The organism is Trichocoleus sp. AS-A1, assembly GCF_039962015.1.
Taxonomy (GTDB): domain Bacteria; phylum Cyanobacteriota; class Cyanobacteriia; order Cyanobacteriales; family FACHB-T130; genus FACHB-T130.
In genome coordinates this window covers 132342-149712 of the sequence record NZ_JAMPKG010000011.1, presented here as the reverse complement: position 1 = coordinate 149712, position 17371 = coordinate 132342, and the positions used below count along the sequence as shown (strand labels likewise).

Annotated in this window: 19 protein-coding genes; 12 read left to right on the top strand and 7 right to left on the bottom strand. The window is 47.7% G+C overall.

The features are described from left to right. The first annotated feature begins 35 nt into the window (after positions 1-35). The 3 genes from recQ (at position 36) to NC994_RS10980 (ending at position 3524) form a co-directional block, all read left to right on the top strand. Positions 36-2198: a DNA helicase RecQ gene (gene recQ / locus NC994_RS10990; protein ID WP_190435282.1), complete on the top strand. Its 2163-nt coding sequence runs from the start codon at positions 36-38 to the stop codon at positions 2196-2198. A gap of 209 nt (positions 2199-2407) precedes the next feature. After that, on the top strand, positions 2408-2545 hold the full coding sequence (locus NC994_RS10985; protein ID WP_190435279.1) for a hypothetical protein: 138 nt from the start codon (positions 2408-2410) through the stop codon (positions 2543-2545). 166 nt (positions 2546-2711) lie between these two features. Beyond that, positions 2712-3524 carry a hypothetical protein gene (locus tag NC994_RS10980; RefSeq protein ID WP_190435277.1) on the top strand — a complete coding sequence of 271 codons (813 nt, stop codon included), beginning with the start codon at positions 2712-2714 and terminating at the stop codon, positions 3522-3524. 337 nt (positions 3525-3861) lie between these two features. Here the strand turns inward: NC994_RS10980 and NC994_RS10975 are convergent, their stop codons facing one another. Beyond that, entirely contained in the window at positions 3862-4251 is a 390-nt protein-coding gene (locus tag NC994_RS10975) for a hypothetical protein (protein ID WP_190435274.1), read from the bottom strand. Positions 4252-4505: 254 nt separating this feature from the next. Between NC994_RS10975 and NC994_RS10970 the strand changes: the two genes are divergently transcribed. The 3 genes from NC994_RS10970 to NC994_RS10960 all read left to right on the top strand — a co-directional run bounded on the left by NC994_RS10970 (position 4506) and on the right by NC994_RS10960 (position 7526). Next, a complete protein-coding gene (locus NC994_RS10970) occupies positions 4506-4784 on the top strand; it encodes a hypothetical protein (protein ID WP_190435272.1) in 279 nt (92 codons plus the stop codon). Positions 4785-4959: 175 nt separating this feature from the next. Continuing rightward, positions 4960-6939 carry a long-chain fatty acid--CoA ligase gene (locus tag NC994_RS10965; RefSeq protein ID WP_190435269.1) on the top strand — a complete coding sequence of 660 codons (1980 nt, stop codon included), beginning with the start codon at positions 4960-4962 and terminating at the stop codon, positions 6937-6939. 137 nt (positions 6940-7076) lie between these two features. After that, complete coding sequence (locus tag NC994_RS10960; protein WP_190414598.1) at positions 7077-7526, top strand: YlqD family protein; 450 nt, start codon at positions 7077-7079, stop codon at positions 7524-7526. Between the two features lie 74 nt (positions 7527-7600). On the opposite strand, the gene NC994_RS10955 is transcribed toward NC994_RS10960, so the two are convergent. Then, a complete protein-coding gene (locus NC994_RS10955) occupies positions 7601-8116 on the bottom strand; it encodes a hypothetical protein (RefSeq protein WP_190414597.1) in 516 nt (171 codons plus the stop codon). Positions 8117-8314: 198 nt separating this feature from the next. On the opposite strand from NC994_RS10955, the gene NC994_RS10950 reads away from it, so the two are divergent. Next, positions 8315-9652: a dihydrolipoamide acetyltransferase family protein gene (locus tag NC994_RS10950; RefSeq protein WP_190435266.1), complete on the top strand. Its 1338-nt coding sequence runs from the start codon at positions 8315-8317 to the stop codon at positions 9650-9652. Positions 9653-9727: 75 nt separating this feature from the next. Here the strand turns inward: NC994_RS10950 and NC994_RS10945 are convergent, their stop codons facing one another. After that, on the bottom strand, positions 9728-10219 hold the full coding sequence (locus NC994_RS10945; protein ID WP_347276940.1) for a Uma2 family endonuclease: 492 nt from the start codon (positions 10217-10219) through the stop codon (positions 9728-9730). Here NC994_RS10945 and NC994_RS10940 point away from each other — a divergent pair. Continuing rightward, positions 10212-10562: a hypothetical protein gene (locus NC994_RS10940; protein WP_190435362.1), complete on the top strand. Its 351-nt coding sequence runs from the start codon at positions 10212-10214 to the stop codon at positions 10560-10562. The genes NC994_RS10945 and NC994_RS10940 overlap by 8 nt on opposite strands. Further along, positions 10520-12202, top strand: a complete 1683-nt coding sequence (locus tag NC994_RS10935) for a GspE/PulE family protein (RefSeq protein ID WP_190435261.1) — start codon at positions 10520-10522, stop codon at positions 12200-12202. The genes NC994_RS10940 and NC994_RS10935 overlap by 43 nt, the downstream gene beginning before the upstream one ends. A 72-nt stretch (positions 12203-12274) precedes the next feature. Here NC994_RS10935 and NC994_RS10930 read toward each other — a convergent pair whose 3' ends face one another. Genes NC994_RS10930 through NC994_RS10920 form a run of 3 tightly spaced genes read right to left on the bottom strand, consistent with a single transcriptional unit; the run spans position 12275 to position 13075 of the window. Continuing rightward, positions 12275-12652 (bottom strand): hypothetical protein, encoded by a 378-nt coding sequence (locus NC994_RS10930; RefSeq protein WP_199299586.1) that lies wholly within the window; start codon positions 12650-12652, stop codon positions 12275-12277. Between the two features lie 2 nt (positions 12653-12654). Next, a complete protein-coding gene (locus NC994_RS10925; RefSeq protein ID WP_190435258.1) occupies positions 12655-12864 on the bottom strand; it encodes a hypothetical protein in 210 nt (69 codons plus the stop codon). 55 nt (positions 12865-12919) lie between these two features. Further along, on the bottom strand, positions 12920-13075 hold the full coding sequence (locus NC994_RS10920; protein ID WP_190435255.1) for a hypothetical protein: 156 nt from the start codon (positions 13073-13075) through the stop codon (positions 12920-12922). Positions 13076-13141: 66 nt separating this feature from the next. Here NC994_RS10920 and NC994_RS10915 point away from each other — a divergent pair, with 66 nt between their 5' ends. From NC994_RS10915 to NC994_RS10905, 3 genes are all read left to right on the top strand, one after another. Next, the gene (locus tag NC994_RS10915; RefSeq protein ID WP_190435252.1) at positions 13142-13390 is read left to right on the top strand and encodes a helix-turn-helix transcriptional regulator; all 249 of its coding nucleotides are present in this window, start codon (positions 13142-13144) and stop codon (positions 13388-13390) included. Between the two features lie 88 nt (positions 13391-13478). Further along, the gene (locus NC994_RS10910; protein WP_190414607.1) at positions 13479-13706 is read left to right on the top strand and encodes a type II toxin-antitoxin system HicB family antitoxin; all 228 of its coding nucleotides are present in this window, start codon (positions 13479-13481) and stop codon (positions 13704-13706) included. Then, entirely contained in the window at positions 13699-13923 is a 225-nt protein-coding gene (locus tag NC994_RS10905) for a type II toxin-antitoxin system HicA family toxin (RefSeq protein WP_190435249.1), read from the top strand. Before NC994_RS10910 ends, NC994_RS10905 begins: the two co-directional genes overlap by 8 nt. Positions 13924-14117: 194 nt before the next feature. Here NC994_RS10905 and NC994_RS10900 read toward each other — a convergent pair whose 3' ends face one another. Next, on the bottom strand, positions 14118-17300 hold the full coding sequence (locus NC994_RS10900; protein WP_190435246.1) for an efflux RND transporter permease subunit: 3183 nt from the start codon (positions 17298-17300) through the stop codon (positions 14118-14120). Positions 17301-17371: the final 71 nt, after the last annotated feature.

The following is a 17371-nucleotide window of genomic DNA, read 5'->3' as shown; positions in this document are numbered from 1 at the left end:
GCGCCGCTTTGCTAACATCCTTCATCCTTCGGAAGATGCCCCAGTTTCATTCTCTCGAACAGGCACTCAAACATTTCTTTGGTTACGACAGCTTTCGCCTAGGGCAACGTCAGATTATTGAAGAAGCGCTACAAAACCAGGATTTGCTGGTTGTGATGCCTACAGGCGGAGGAAAATCTTTGTGCTTTCAGCTACCTGCACTACTGAAATCCGGCTTAACCGTGGTAGTGTCGCCGTTGATTGCCTTGATGCAAGATCAAGTGGAAGCGTTACGTGATAACGGCATTGGCGCGACGTTTCTCAATAGTAGTCTCAGTTGGGGACAAGTGCGATCGCGCGAACAAGATATCCTCAATCGTCGCATCAAACTACTCTACGTTGCCCCAGAAAGACTTTTGGGAGAAAAATTTTTGCCCTTTTTAGATTTGGTGCAACACCAAATTGGAATTCACTCGATTGCCATTGATGAAGCGCACTGCGTTTCTGAGTGGGGACATGATTTTCGCCCGGAATATCGGCAATTGCGACAATTACGCCAACGCTATCCGAATGTGCCCTTTTTAGCCCTTACCGCCACCGCTACCGATCGCGTCCGTCAAGATATTATCCAACAGCTGGCGCTCAGGCAACCCAGTATTCACATTGCCAGTTTTAATCGCCCCAATCTTTACTACGAAGTTCAGCCAAAAGAAAAACAAGCTTACTCCCAACTCTTAAAGCAAATTCGCACAACTGAAGGTTCCGGGATTATTTATTGCCTCAGTCGTCGCCGTGTAGATGAAATTGCTTTTCGATTACAAAAAGATGGCATTTCAGCGCTACCGTATCATGCAGGGCTAGATGATGAAGAACGGACTTCCAATCAAACTCGCTTTATTCGAGATGACGTGCGAATAATGGTAGCAACGATTGCCTTTGGCATGGGAATTAATAAGCCAGATGTGCGCTTTGTCATTCATTATGACTTGCCGCGCAATTTAGAAAGTTACTATCAAGAAGCTGGAAGGGCAGGAAGAGATGGAGAACCTGCGCGTTGTACAGTCTTTTTTGGCTACGGCGATTTGAAGACGATTGAGTATATTATTGACCAAAAAACTGACCCGCAAGAGCAAAGGATTGCCCGTCAACAATTGCGACAGGTAATTGATTATGCGGAAGGAACAGACTGTCGCCGCACAATTCAATTGGGTTATTTTGGCGAACGTTTTGCAGGAAATTGCGGCAACTGCGACAACTGCCGTTTTCCTAAACCCCTGCAAGATTGGACAATTGAAGCGCAGAAATTTCTTTCTTGTGTCGCTAGATGCAAAGAAAGATACGGGATGAATTACATTATCGATGTGCTGCGCGGCTCAAAAAATCAGAAGATTTATCAGAATGGACATCAAGAACTTTCTACCTATGGCATCGGCACTGATAAGAGTGTAGAGGATTGGAAGATGTTAGGGCGATCGCTTTTACATCAAGGACTTGTCGATCAAACCACTGACGGTTATTCCGTCTTGAGGCTCAATACTTTAAGCTGGGAAATCTTGCGGCGTCAGCGTGAGGTGCAGATTGCTGTTCCGATTGTTACTGCAATTGATGAATCACCGCAAATGGCAGTAGAAGTAGAAATGCTCTATGAACAATTGCGCCAGCTTCGCAAACAACTCGCTGATGAGCAATCCGTGCCTCCCTACGTCGTCTTTGCGGATTCTACCCTAAAGCTGATGGCTCAGATGCAACCTCAAAGCTTACCCGAATTTGGCAAAATTTCCGGTGTTGGAGATTATAAATTAGCTCAATATGGTGAGCGATTTGTTGCTGAAATCCGAACTTATTGTAAAGAACAAGGAATTTTAAAGTCCACTTCTGTTGCGGCAATTCCTCAAAAAAATCACCCTAGCTACACCCAGTTAGCGACGCTGGATTTGTATATGCAAGGTTTGAGCATTGAAGAAATTGCTCTAAAACGTAACTTGCGGACAGGCACTATTTTAGATCATTTAGCTGAACTGATTTCGATGAACCAGCCTGTCGATTTAAACTCGTTAGTACCCGTAGAACGTCAAGAACCCATTTTAAAAGCGATTCAAGAGGTGGGTGCTACCTCACTCTCAAAGATTCGAGATTTTCTGGGTGATATCTATACTTTTGATGAGATTCGGCTGGTAAGGGGACTGTGGAAACGAGAAAATAAAGAAAGGTTGATTTAAATTTTTAACGCAAAAATACGCAGAGTAATCCGTTTGTTGAGATGCGAAGATGGCGGATGATATGTTATGGCGATCGCAAGCATCGCCATAACAGAAGATAGTCTCTCACACTCTGAAGCCGTTGGGTTCTTCGACAAGATAAAGCAAGAAAAGCGCTTCATGAGAGGTATTTAGGTGTGCAGTTGCATTTCAAGCAAGTCATCAAATAAGTGCAAAAAGACAACCACTCTGAAGCTGAATGCTGGCTCAATCGGGTGCAGCATTCGTCTGATAGTCAAGCATCGGTTAAAGACGCGACTCAGCCGTTGGTTGAGCGTCTAAAATTTATGGTTGAACGCTTGAGCTGAGGGAGTCAGGCGGCTTCGCCAACCTTTTTAACGCCAAGGACAGGAGCTTTCTCACTCATCTAGTGTTAAAACCAATAATATTGCCCGAATCCTCAAGGACGGGTGTGAAGTTAAGTTTAAGCTACTCAATGACGGATTTCGCAAGCTCTTTAGGAGAAGTTAAGAGATGACCCATCACGTCAATCAGCTTGGCGAAACTATCCCCCAAACGCTCAATGGATATGACCCCAACGTGTTTCCAGCATTTCATGAAACGCTGCAAACTCACTTTCCAGGGGCAGTCCCCATGAGCAAGTACATGAGAAAGACTTTCCAAAGCTTGAGCGCCTACGGTTTTTGTGACGAAAACACGATGGGAATGATCGCAATTTGTCGGGATGAAATTGCCGAACCCCTATTTATTGAAGTAATTCGATACTGGGGGAAAACTTTTAATTGTTGCAGCCTAGCCGGGTTCGTCATGATGGGGAAAACTGGGTTGGCTGCTGCGACTGACCATACTCCTATCGTTGATGGTGTCCGTCGTTTTACCTTCTATGCGATGCCCCATATCGCTATTTCTAGACATGGCGAGATTGGTAAGGTTTATCGAGATGGTGTCCAAAAAGTTTCCCATGCTTGTGGAGCATTAGAAACAGTCGTCAAAGAATTGGCATCTGGTCATCTGAAACTAGAAATGGATATGCAGGATATTGAACAAACAATAATCCGCCAGAAAATTCTTTCAGCCCTTACCTATGGCGACAAACCCGATTTGATAGAAATTACAAAATTCGCGTCTCAAATTATTTCCGACGATGTCGAAACCCTCTTAAACACTCTGGATCGCTCTGTGTTTAACTACGCCGTCATGACCGGAATTCAAATTCATGGCCCTTTAGGTACTCACTGGATCTATCCACAAGATTTTTATGTCGTCGGCTCTGACCTTCCTGGGGGGAAAGAACAGATAGAAGCATTTCAGCAGGCGCAAAATTAAAGAGGAAATGACAATGCGATTTTTAGATACAACAGTTGTATGATAAATCTGAAGTATTCAGTTTGGAATAGCTATAGGAGTGAGGAGCCAGGAGCCGAAATTCATAAGCTTCCTAACTCTTGAGTTTCGTCAGAATCGTCTGTTGTACTTACGTTACAAATAGCATTATATTTGTAACAAAGAGGGAAACCATGTTGAGCGCAACCTCGTCTGAGGCAACCAGATACCAAAATGCAGGAATCTCTCTTAAAGAAAAATCAAAAAGGGTGGATATTGTCCACCCTTGTTAATCATTCAGGCGCACTTAAAAAATAATTTCGGTGCTTACAGGTAACACCTACCAGAACTTCAACTGCTTACCAATCCAGTTTCCTGACTGATATACGCCATAAGCAGTTGCCGCAGCTCCACCAGCTAGGATTGCACCCATCACTACTGGTCCACCTACAGCCGAAGTAACAACCGCGGTTGCTGCTGCTCCAGCCACATTAGTTCCCATAGCGCCAGCAATTGCAGTTGTGACTCCACCCAGTCCCATTGATGAAACTGCGGAAGCCATGCCAGCGTAACCTGCAAGGGAACCTGCACCTGCGGCAGCAGCAGAAGCAACAGACGTTCCGACAATAGCAGCAGTCTGGATACCAGCCTTAGCCGCCTTTTCTGCCGATCTGTCACTTCCATCTAAACCATCGGTCAATCCATCGAATGCGTCTTTGAGAGGTGCCATAAGTTACACTGCCGTATCCTACAATAATCTAGGTCAGAAATTAAGCGAAATTTGTAACAGCCTAAAATATTTATTCTGAAATGTCAGTATATTTTTTAGAATTAAGTCCTTACACTGAACCCCTTGATAGCTTTATAAAGCTTTTTAAATATTGTTGCCATTGGATTTAAAGTTAGTGTTAAGCAATAGGTTAGAAAGTTAGTTTTACAGTGTTTTGAGCAGCAATTTTTAACAGAGAGAAGGCATTATGCTACATGAAGGCTACGTTATCAGGTTTTGACGATACAAAGGTAATAGAGGTGTATTTTGATAGCGATCGCAATTATCATCAGCACAACGAGAAATTGTTGATTGAGATTACGCTACTCAACATTTTTTACCAAACAGGAATGCGGCGAAACACCTCACAGATTGAGCGATCGCATTCTTTCGCTAACCCGTATTTAAATGCGATCGCACATTCGGGACTTGAAAAAATTTTATGGGTGCGGCTCTTTCAGTTTTTTTTGGGCACACAGATTTCCATTATCTAAGAATATACGGTCAAACAGCAATAGTCAAGTATCAATTATTACAAAATAATCCTGCGCGATCGCTCTGCACAGATAGCATAGACACAATCAATTCTGTCCCTAAAACCTGTTATTGAAGCAACAGAGGAGTATTTTGGAAAAAGAGCTGATTAACGATTGCAGCGATTAATAGAATATGTCAAAAGCCCCTAGTTCCTTCCAACTCAGCGAGCGAGACCGTGCTAACCTTAGCCGCATGGTAGATTACAGTTCGGTGGAATCTCTACCGGCTATCTGGCAGCTAGCGCGATCGCACTTTGGTAATACCATTGCCCTCCACGACCCCCACGCTCAACCAGAAGTAGTCATAAATTACACCGAACTAGCTCAGCAAATTCAACAGTTTGCCGCTGGGTTGCAGGCATTAGGAGTACAGCCAGAATCTCGCCTCGCTCTAATTGCCGATAATAGTCCGCGCTGGTTTATTGCCGACCAAGGGGCGATGACCGCTGGGGCAGTTGATATCGTGCGTAGCTCTCAGGCAGAGCGGGAAGAGTTACTATTTATACTGGCAGATAGCGGCAGCACTACTTTAGTGGTGGAAGACCTGAAGACGCTGAAAAAACTCAGGGAACGCCTGAACGACCTCCCGATTCAGCTAGTCGTCTTGCTCTCCGATGAAGAACCACCCGAAGAATCCACCCTGAAAATGCTGAACTTCTCTGGAGTCATGGCAGCAGGGGAAAATCAATCCTTGCAGCCGGTGAAGCAAACCCGAGAAATGCTAGCGACGCTTATTTATACTTCTGGTACGACAGGCAAGCCCAAAGGCGTGATGCTGACGCATGGCAACCTGCTCCATCAGATTACCAACTTGGGAACCATCGTTCAGCCGCAACCGGGCGAACCTGTCCTGACGATTCTCCCCACTTGGCACAGCTTCGGGCGCACTGGCGAATACTTTTTCCTCTCCCACGGTTGCACCCAGATTTACACGAGCATTCGCCACATCAAAAAAGACTTTAAAGAATTCCAACCCCACTATTTAATCGCTGTTCCCCGGCTGTGGGAGTCTATCTACGAAGGGGTCCAGAAGCAGTTCCGCGAACAACCAGCAAACAAGCAGAAACTGGTTAAAAATCTGCTAAGCATAAGTCAGCGCTACATTGAAGCTCGCCGTACTTGGCAAAACTTGCGCTTACAACCCCAACCTCCCTCCATGCAAGAACGGCTATTAGCTGGAAGCCAAATGCTTGCCTTGGCTCCTGCCCATGCGCTTGCCGAGAGATTAGTGTATGGAAAAATCCGAGAAGCCACTGGAGGCAAATTAAAGTACCTCATCAGTGGCGGCGGCTCCCTCGCCATGCACCTAGAAAACTTCTTTGAAATTATTGGACTTGAGGTGCTGGTGGGCTATGGTCTTACAGAAACATCCCCCGTCTTAACAGCTCGTCAGCCTTGGTGCAATTTGCGGGGTTCATCTGGGAGATTTCTGCCAGGGACAGAAATTAAAATTGTTGACCCCGAAACCCGCAAGCCCCTTCCGGCTGGGAGTCGCGGTCTGGTTTTAGCACGAGGGCCACAAGTGATGCAGGGATATTATCAAAATCCCCAAGCGACTGCCAAGGCAATTGACTCTGAAGGTTGGTTTGATAGCGGCGATTTGGGTTGGCTAACAGAGGCGAATGACTTAGTGCTGAGAGGTCGGGCGAAGGATACGATAGTTTTAACCAACGGCGAAAACATCGAACCCCAGCCGATTGAAGATGCCTGTCTGCGGAGTTCTTATATTGACCAAATTGTGTTGGTGGGTCAAGATGAGCGATCGCTTGGTGCGTTAATTGTCCCCAATCTGGAAGCTTTGCAAAAGTGGGCAGCAGATAACAATCTGCACTTGCGTCTTCCAGAGGAAACTTCTTTACCCAGCAATATCCCTACTGCATCCACTCAAGAAATTGACCTGAATAGTAAGATTGTTCAGGAATTATTCAAGAAAGAATTAAACCGGGAGGTGCAAAATCGCCCTGGTTATCGCCCAGATGACCGGATAAGTCTCTTCAAGCTAATTCTGGAGCCGTTCTCCATTGAAAATGGCATGATGACCCAGACGTTGAAAATCCGCAGACCTGTCGTAATGGAACGCTACCGCGATATGATCGACGGGATGTTTGCCTGATTTGGTCGGAAAGTTGGAAAAAAGCCTGAAGGATGAAGTGTAGTGCGAACTACACACACCGCCTTCATCCTTTAGCTCTCACCCTGAGCGCCTTTCCTACAAACCTTTACTCTTTAATTTTTCCAAGCAAAACGGATATGGATGTTTCTCAATCACACCTGCTGCTGAAGCGACCCGTTACAATCAAGGCCGTTGTTACTCCTCGTTGGAAAGAGGAAGCACAGCAGCAACTCCAGGCGCAAATTAACCAGCTTGACTCTCAGTTGCAACAGCTTGAAATGCAAGGACAGCGGGCAATCTCAGAAATTCAAAAGCAGAATCTGCAACCCCCTGGCCCTCAAGTGATGCAACAAATTGACAATATCCAAATCCAGGTTAATCAAAAGAAAAGCGAACTGCTTGAGCAGAAAAATCAACTTCTGCAACAGTTGCAACAAGTGCAGCTGATAGAACTCAACGACGAAGTGAATCACGGTCAGATTGAAGGCTTCTTTAAAGTAGAGCCGGGAGATAATCTGATTCAAAAAATGCAGGTAGAAATTCTCCTGCGCGATGGAATTGTAGAAGAAATTCGCGGGGAAATTTAATGCGAATGGTTAATGGCGAATGGCGAATGGGTAATTCGGAGATTGCCATTCGCCATTCGTCGATATTGGGGCATCTACTGACAATTTTGAGTTGACCAATCTTGATGACCTCGCCCCACATGACACTTGACTTGGGAACCAGCCCATGCCAATTTCCATTCCTTGGGTGTTTGAGCTGATGGGGAGGTCGGCACTAATTCAACACGATGCCTGATAGCACCGACAGAATCATCTGCAACGCCGGTTTGGGTAATCGTTACAACCGCTAGATTTTGTTGCGGATACTCAAGCGTAACTTCCCGCGTCCCCCCCTCGGATTCAGTTTGACCGAAGTGAGCAATTGCGATCGCTTTGGGGTCAGTTCCCTTCAAAGAGTTAGCGGACTTAATCTCTTGTAGCGGTATCGGTTTATACTTAGTTCGCTCAGCTTCTGCTACAGGTGCATTTTGGCTTACCTGTTGGGAGGATTGCTCAACACTTGGACTGCTGGCAGGCGTGGGAGTTGATTGAGTGCTGTTGCTGATGCTGCAAGCACTCAAGCCCAGTGCCATACCGACTAACACCACAAGGGATTTAAACTTGCCAGACATCGTTATAATAGAGAGTTTGAATTAGTTTTCTCTATCCAATTCTATTCAGCAGCACCAACGTCCGGAGAATTCGGCGTTGAAGGATACAAACTCAATAGACTGTTGTAGAGTCGGATAGTTGTAATGACCATCGGTCAAGATACAATTCAATCTGGCTTTAATCTTGTTTATATAGACTGTCGATTCGGAAGACACCCCATGATTCACGAAGTTTTCATGCCCGCCCTTAGTTCCACCATGACCGAAGGCAAAATTGTCTCCTGGGTCAAATCTCCCGGCGACAAAGTGGAAAAAGGCGAAACCGTGGTGGTTGTCGAGTCGGACAAAGCTGATATGGACGTGGAGTCCTTCTACGAAGGATATCTCGCCACCATTATCGTACCTGCCGGTGAAGCAGCTCCGGTCGGGGCTGCGATCGCGCTCGTCGCCGAAACCGAAGCCGAAATCGAAACAGCCAAGCAACAGGCTCCTGGTTCTGCCCCCGCAACGCCATCGGTAAACGAATCCGCTCCCGCTCCTGCCCAACCTACCGCAGCCCCAGCCACCGCAGCCCCAGTCCCTGTAGAAACGACACCAGCCGCCGCCCGTCGCAATGGACGCAGCATTGTCTCCCCCCGTGCCCGGAAGTTAGCCAAAGAGCTGGGCGTCGATTTGAGTACCTTGCAAGGCAGTGGTCCCCACGGTCGGATTGTCGCAGAAGATGTGGAAGCATTGGCGAATAAAGGTAAACAACCCGTCGGTACAACTGCCACACCGACAATGACGCCCGTGGCTCCCCCTCCAGTAGCACCCGTCGCACCCGCGTCACCTGCACCCGCCGTCAAACCCGCCGCCGCAGCTACCGCACCCGCCGTTGCCGTTCCCGGTAGCGTCGTCCCCCTCAACACGCTGCAAAACGCCGTGGTGCGGAATATGGTAGCCAGTCTGCAAGTGCCTACCTTCCGCGTCGGTTACACTATCACCACGGATAATCTAGATAAGCTCTACAAGCAGATTAAATCCAAGGGCGTCACCATGACCGGGCTACTTGCGAAAGCAGTAGCCGTAACCTTGCAAAAACATCCCTTGGTGAATGCCAGCTTCTCAGACCAAGGAATTCATTATCACAGTGCGATTAACGTTGCTGTAGCTGTGGCAATGGATGGCGGCGGCTTAATTACCCCGGTTCTGCAAAATGCCGACCAACAGGATATTTACTCTTTATCTCGCACTTGGAAAGATTTAGTCGAACGCTCCAGAAGCAAGCAACTGCAACCCGCAGAATACAGTTCTGGCACATTTACCCTCTCGAATTTGGGAATGTATGGGGTAGACAAGTTTGATGCCATCTTGCCGCCGGGAACCGGGGCTATCTTAGCAATTGGAGCGTCCCGTCCTCAAGTCGTCGCCACGGAAGACGGGATGATGGGCGTGCGCCGACAGATGCAGGTAAATCTTACCGCCGACCACCGGATTATCTACGGTGCTGATGCCGCTGCTTTCCTGCAAGATTTGGCAAAATTGATTGAAACCAATGCCCAATCTTTAACCCTCTAATTTAACCTTCTAAAAAGGGTGGGCAGTGCCCACCCTTTTTGTTTTTTGACTTTTAAAAATTAAATAATCCACACCTCACCCCAATAATTCATCGACTGCCACGCTAAAGCCTTGTAGCACAACTTGAGTGCTAGCAATTTCGCCAGAAATAAATACAAGTCGTTGATTTTGAGTCACTACAATAATCCAAAGATTATCAGGAAACACTAGCCAAACTTCCTCAGCACCAGATTGTAAATATTCTTGAGATTTAGCAATTACATCTTCAGCAATATCCGTAGGCGAAACAATCTCAGCAATTAGCGGGAAACTCCTGGGAAATACAGCAGGTTCTCCAAACTGGTTAATTAGTTCTGCTGTCAGATAAGCAACATCCGGAGAACGTCCCTGCTGATTAGTGCGGCAAGGAACCTCTGTATAAACTTCTCCCCCTTGTCCGCTGGAGTCTTTGTAAATTCTCCAGTAAGAGCCTAGTTTTAACTGAATCCGACTATGCTTGAGTGTCACTCCGTTTTTCTCCACCAATTCTCCATCCACCCACTCTGTATTATCTGGGGGATTGAGCATCCAATCTTTTAGTGAGTATTCCTTTGAGATAATAGAAGTTACCATTGCTATCTACTCGCTGTTACAATACTTGCCTTTATTATTACTTAGCGGTTTCTTTTCTCACTCTGGGCAGCAAAAAAATGGTGTAGGGCAAAGTTTGGAGCTTTGGAGCTTTCGCGATCGCATTCCCTCCATTACAGAGCGATCGCTTCGCCTTAGACTCCGTTTTACGTACACTTCTGATGTCACAGAGCGATCGCCTAAGTTAGGCTGGTGTAGTCTCAACCCCCAGCTGTTGATTTTTCGCTGGAAACAAGAATGCAAACCTCCCCTTCTGCTTCATCCGCTTGGCAACGGCTGAAAAATCGTGAAATTAACTGTGAAGAAGCGCTAAAACTCCTGGTAGACGAGCAAGGAACGCTCCACTTAGCTCTGTTGGATCGAGAAGTCAGTTACCGATTTTTTCGGGAATTTCCAGATAGAAAGTTTTTGCCTCCGGTGGTTCCGCTGCTGCTGTGGCGAAACTGTTACTACCTGGGAAGTCCGATGGCTCTTTCTGTAGAGGCGATTAGAGAATTGAGCGATCGCACCTTTACCGAGATCAAAATTATCCCGATTGCGGACAAGAGCTATCGCACCTGGTATCACACCCAAAACCTAGACCCCAAACGCATTTCCTCGACTCCCTTAGTGAATCCCCTCACGGGTGAGCAAGAGCAAGAAAACATCAGTGAAACAACTGAGCTATACCTCTCCAAAGCAGTTGACCAGATTGGACGGCTCAAAACCCTGATTTCGGGGGCATTGCGGAACCGCGCCAGCGATATCCACATGGAACCCGCGCCAGAAGGCTTGAGAGTCCGCTATCGCATTGATGGCGTCTTGCGGGACATTACCACTCTGCCAGTCGATGTCAGCCGCAAGGTCATCGTCGCCCTCAAAGTCATGTCTGAAATCGATATTGCCGAAAGCCGCCGCCCCCAAGATGGACGCATTGGAGAGAAATATGCTTCTGGCGAAGAATTAGAACTGGGAATGGATATGCGCGTCAGTACTCTTCCCTGCGTGGGTGGGGAAAAAGCGGTGATTCGCTTACTCCCGCGCAAAAACCCCTTTTCTAAAATCCAAAACTTAGGTTTCACTCCCACAACCCTCGAAACCTACAAAACCTGGTTGGAACAGCCCCAAGGGATGATAATCCTCACCGGCCCGACAGGGAGCGGTAAAACCAGTACGCTGTACACCAGTCTGCAATCCGTCGCCAGGGAACACGTCAATGTGGTGACGGTAGAAGATCCGGTGGAGTACATTTTGCCCCGCATCACCCAAACCCAGGTGAATGAAGCGGCGGGGATGACCTTTGCGGCAGGCTTGAGATCAATTTTGCGCCAAGACCCGGATATCATCATGGTGGGAGAAATCCGCGACCACGAAACCGCAGAAACCGCAGTTCGGGCGGCGCTAACGGGTCACTTAGTTTTTACCACGCTGCACACGAACGATGCTCCCGGTGCAATTCCCAGAATCAAAGATATTGGCCCAGATCCTGGCTTAATTAGTGATGCTCTGTTGGGAATTGTGGCTCAGCGCTTGGTGCGCCGAGTCTGTCCTCACTGTGCGGCACCCTATAAGCCAACGGAGAAGGATTTGCAGGTACTGAGTTTGGAACCAAGTCAGGCAAATTCAACCACCTGGCGCAAGGGTAAGGGCTGCGCCAAGTGTTTCAATTCTGGTTATCTGGGGCGAGAGGCAATTGTTGAGTTGTTGGATATTGATGATACGGTGCGCGAAATTATCTATGACGGCACGATGACGCAGCTGAATCGCTACCTACGGGAAATCAAATTTTTCTCTTTCGGTATGGCAGCCGCAGAAAAGGTAACAAATGGTATCACAACGGTTGAGGAAGTGTTGCGCGTCCTACCCCGCAGTGCCTTCTCGCGCCGCAAGTCTCTGGCTGGAAGCCGTCCGGAGCAGTTTACGCCGTTGGGTGTGGGATAGCGATCGCGCTTTTGCGGTAAGGCTAGATAAGCTTCGCTCTCGCGCTTCTCCACAGGTACTATTTTACTGACTTTAGGCGGCGCTTTCCTTTCCTGGTAAGCTGCCCAGATAGTCTCGGCGTTTTACCCAAAGTTGGCGCAGGTCTTCCATCATCTCTTGGTAGTAGTCGGAGAATTTCTGACTGTCTTCTTTAATCTGAAGTCCGAGTTGTTGCAGTGCGGTAGGGGTGTGGCACGTTTGAAATAAAAGCGCGATGGCATCCCACCAGAGTCGCAATTGACGATAACTCACAAATTGTCCGCCGCGATCTGTGCGATGTACAAAAAGTACATTTTGCCAACACTCGAATCGCACAATGAAGGATTCTGGTATTTTCAAGTATTTCGCCAAGAGTACAACAGTGAGGCGAAATGTTTTTGGCGGTTGAATCCGGCGAAACAGCGTTGTCATAATCAATTCACTCTAGGTTTAACTCTTGAGTCGCTGGTTTCTGGGGTTGTGTTGAAAATGATGGAGTAGAGAACGTTTGGAGTATTCGCTTTCAGAATTTGCAACTGCGCTTCGGCATCGCTGCGACGACGAAAACGGGCGATAATCAGCGATCGCATATTCGGAAGCGATCGCACGATGCACCACGGATGTAGTTTGGAGTAATACGTCATAAAACTCTCCCAGTCATAGCTGCGAGTTACTTAGTTATGGGTTTTGAATGGATATTTACAAGGCTGTCGCTAACAAACCCAGCCAAAGATAGCGATCATGCGATCGCGTGACAGTTATGTAAGAAACTAAAGTTAGGGCAGGCATCTTGTGAAGCTCTGAAGACGACTGAACCAGATGGTGGCTTTTGAGTGACTTCGTTCGCTTCTGCATCTATCTTATATAAGCACTCTTAGAATTTATTTGTCAAGCATCTTTATATAAGCATTTTTATAGTACATGACCAAAGACCAACAACAGCAAGAATACGATGGAGAGTCTCCTCTGAAGCGGCGGAGAGAAGAATTAGGCTTAACTCAGAGAGACGTTGCATTAGCTCTGGGTAAGACTGTCCAGACAGTTAGTAATTGGGAGACAGGGCTTTATGAACCAAAGCTTACTCCTCGCGATTTAAAAGCACTTTGTAGGCTGTTGAAATGGACGTTAGAAGAACTGCCCGATTACTTCGGTTCAGCGCAACTACAGTAGCGATCGCGTTCTTAAGGTGAAGAGTGCGATCGCGCATTTTAAACTAGATGTACAGGTAATGGGTAAAGTATCCAAAAAAGAAGTAAATATGAAAAAAAATCAACAATTTACTGCCATCATCGAACGAGAAGGGGATGGATATGTATCGCTTTGTCCAGAATTGGATATTGCCAGCCAAGGTGATACAGTCGAGCAAGCAAAAAATAACTTAATTGAAGCATTAGAGTTATTCTTTGAGGTTGCCGATCCTCTAGAGGTACAAAATCGCTTGCGGACGGAAGTTTTTGTTACCAGGGTAGAGGTATCTGTTGGGTAAGTTACGAGTTTTATCAGCGCGAGAGGTTTGCCAAATCTTAGAGCAAAATGACTTTTTGGAAGTACGGCAAAGCGGTAGCCATATTATCATGCAACGGCAAACAGATGAAACTACGATTACCGCTGTTGTTCCAAATTATGCGGAGTTACGCATTGGAACTTTACAGTCAATTATCCGCCAGTCTGGATTACCGCGTTCTCTGTTCGAGACGATGTGATGGCTAAAGTATATTCATCTTGATGTTTACGGTAAACGTGAAGATAAATCCAAGCTTTTGTTAGAAAATGACGTTTATACAGTTGACTGGATAGAGGATGCGATCGCATTCCACTACACAAGGGCGATCGCTTCTATAAAATAAAACCCCGTAGGTTGATACTTACGGGGTTTTAGTTGTGAAATGCACTCTAACTACTTTTTACCAACTGGGAATTTATCTTGTTCTGGGTTGGGAGTCGTGGGAAGCGATCGCTTCTCCTGTGACTTTGTTTTACGTACCTCCCCATTTTTGTGCCCCCGTTTTCTGCCAAATCCGCGCTTCGGCAGTTGCACAAGCCAGCGCTGCAAGTTGTCCACATAGGTAAATAGTACTGGCACCACCACCAGCGTTAGCAGAGTGGAAGTCGTGAAGCCGCCCATCAGCGCGATTCCCATTGGAGCGCGGACTTCAGCCCCTGCACCAATTCCCAATGCAAGGGGAATCGTTCCCGCAATCGTAGCTAGAGAAGTCATCAAAATCGGTCGCAGACGATCCATCCCCGCGGCGATTAGCGCCTGATATTGCGACTTGCCTTCCTCCTGGTTAATCAAGGTATAGTCCACCAGCAGGATGGAGTTTTTCGTCACAATCCCCATCAGCAAGACAATCCCAATTAGCGCATATAACCCCAATGCTTCTTGGGCAATCATTAAACCCAACAGTGCGCCGCCTAAAGAAAGAGGCAACGCCACCATAATCGTCAAGGGATGGAGGAAATTATTGTATAGCAGCACCAGGATGGCATAGATACACATAATTGCCAGTCCGATTGCCGAACCAAAGCGACCGAAAATCTCTTGCATAATCTCAGCATCCCCAGCCGATTCCTGCATGACTCCGGGAGGCAGATTTTTGAGGGCAGGTAGCTGTTGCACCGCTTGCACCGCATCTCCTAGAGCAAGACCCTGTAAGTTCGCTTGTACCGAGACCTGACGAGCGCGATTAAACCGATCGATTTGCGCCGGACCGCTGCCAAAGCGGATATCTGCCACCGACAGTAAGGGAACCAGATTCCCGTTTTGAGTGGGCACCTGAAGATTTTTGAGGGTGTCGATATCCTGCCGTGCATCGGGATTTATCTGGACTCGAATCGGAATTTGCCGATCGGGGAGGTTAAACTTAGCCAGATTCGCTTCATTGTCGCCAATGGTGGCAAGGGATGCAGTACGCGCGATCGCTTGCACTGTCACTCCCAAATCCGCCGCTCGTGCCGCATCGGGAATAATCAGGATTTCTGGTTTCACCAAACTGGCAGTAGAGGTTGCTTCCACTAAACCGGGAACGCTTCTCATCTCCTTTTCCAGAGCATCCGCTGCCAAGTTCAAAGCTTCAGGGTTTTCACTTTTGAGGACAATGGATAAATCCTTGCTCGTGCCTCCGGCTCCCTGGCTTTGGAAACTAATCCGCGCTCCCGGCACTTGGGAGAACGCTTGGCGCATTTGTTTCTCAAACTCCTTCTGAGGAAGATCCTCTCGTTGTTCCTTCGGCTTCAGGTTGACAAAAAGATTGGCAGTATTGACTTCTGTCGTTGCCAAGACACTCTCAACGGCTGGGCTTTGCTGAATTAACCGAGTTGTCTGCTGTACAACTTTTTTAGTATCTTCCAGCGTCGAACCGGGAGGGAGTTGCACGGCAACTTCCGAGAAACCAATGTCCCCGTTATCAAATAAACCTTTAGGAATAAACGGGACTAGCGCCAGACTGCCCAGGAAAAATGCCAGAGCGATCGCCATCGTTGTCAGGCGATGCCGCAAAGCCCACTTCAGCACAAAGCGATACGGTTGAAATCGATTTTTTTTCCGGCTGTTAGCGCCGTTCCCGTTCCCATTTCCGGGTGCGTGATTGGCGGGTGAAGTCTTCTTCGGTTTGAGCAAATAAGCGCCCATCATCGGGGTAATCGTCCGCGCCACCAGAGTAGAGAAGATTGTCGAGACAGCAACCGTCACCCCAAACGGCTGGAAAAACTGCCCCGGAATGCCACCCATAAACGCCACTGGCAAAAACACCGCGATAATCGTCGCCGCGCTCGCCAGCACTGCCAAACCCACCTCCGCGGAAGAATCTAAAGCCGCTTGGAAGGGCGTTTTGCCCATATCCATGTGGCGATCCATATTCTCAATTTCAACAACGGCATCATCCACCAAGTTCCCCACCGCCAGCGCCAATGCCAGCAAAGTCATGTTGTTGAGGGTGTAACCTAGCAAATATTGCACGGCAAAGGTGGGCAGCATCGACAACGGCAGTGCCACGGCAGTAATCAACGTGGCACGCCAGTTCCGCAAAAAGATCATAATCGTCAGCACTGCCAGCCCGGAGGCTTGGATCAAGTCATCAATCGTGCCTTCGTAGGATTCGCGGATAAAGTCAGCGCGAGTAAAGATGAGTTTTAGCTGGACATCCGTCCCCAGGGTTTTTTGCAGTTCTTCTACTTTCTGGCGTACCCCTTCTTCCACCGTCACCAGAGTGCTGCCAGTGCTACGCAAGACGGAAAAAGACACCACGGGCTGATTATTCAGTAGTGCCGCCTGCCGGGGGTCGGAAGAACCATCGCGGATCTCTCCCAGACTGGATAAGGGCACCGAACCCCCGCCCGGAAGGATAATCTCATAGTTTTGCAATGCCTGGACATTCGGCGCACTACCTAAGGTGCGAATGCTTTGTTCGCTACCCCCTAACTCTGCTCGTCCGCCGGGTAAGTTGACGTTGAGGGCGCGGATTTGGTCGTTGACTTGAGTCGCTGTAATCCCCAGAGCTTTCAGACGATCGGGATCGAGATTGACGCGAATTTCGCGGTCAACACCGCCAACCCGCTTGATTTGAGCGACTCCCTCTACCGACAGCAGGGCGCGGCTAATCGTTTCGTCAACCAGATTACTTAATTCTTCTACCGATTTTTGCTTAGAAATGACGGCGTAGTTCATAATCGGCCCACCGGAGAACTCCAGCCGTTGCACGATCGGTTCGTTGATGTCTGCGGGTAAACTTTGGCGAATTTGGGCGACCGCATTGCGGACATCATTCGTCGCGCGATCGCTATCTGTCCCCAATACAAAATTAACGACGGTGGTAGAGACGCCGTCGTTAACTGTTGAATTTAATTGGTCTATATTTCCCAGACCCGCGACAGCATCTTCAATCGGTTTCGTCACCTGAGATTCTAGTTCCGCTGGTCCCGCCCCTGCCTGGGTGACGGTAATCGAAACTGTTGGTAGATCGATATTTGGGTTGATATCAATGCCCAAACCTGTAAAAGAAAACCAACCTACCACGGTCAAAATCAAAAATAAGACCAGGGTAGGGACGGGTTTGCGAATTGACCAGCCGGAAATGTTCATAAAAGGCGAATTAAAAGATTAAAAGATTGCTGATTGCTCGTGGCTAATCGCTGATTTTCCTTCGCGATTAG